Raw genomic sequence first — 264 nt, 5'->3', positions numbered from 1 at the left:
GGTGTCCAGCGAGTCATGGCCGAGTACGGCCGCGACCTGCGTACGGACCAGCTCCAGCAGAGCGTCGAGCTGTTCGGCCTCGCTCAGCCCGGCGAGCCGCCGTGCCAGCGCACCCGACGCCGCCGCACCCTCCGCCGCACGCCGCCCCGGAACCCGCACCAGCCCACGCAGCAGCGGCGCCACCACACCGGTCGACGCGGCCTCGGCGCGCAGCACGGCCAGGTCGAACCGTACGGGCACGAGGAGCGCCTCGTCCGTGCGGTA

The 264-nt window shown here is 75.4% G+C and carries 1 protein-coding gene; it reads right to left on the bottom strand.

Annotation, left to right across the window (positions count from 1 at the left end; genetic code table 11):
* A partial coding sequence (locus NP777_RS47460; protein WP_256656414.1) for a hypothetical protein occupies positions 1 to 264 on the bottom strand: 264 nt, incomplete at both ends.

Origin of the sequence: Streptomyces rugosispiralis (genome assembly GCF_024505145.1) — a bacterium.
Lineage (GTDB): Bacteria > Actinomycetota > Actinomycetes > Streptomycetales > Streptomycetaceae > Streptomyces > Streptomyces rugosispiralis.
This window is presented reverse-complemented; position numbering and strand designations above follow the sequence as displayed.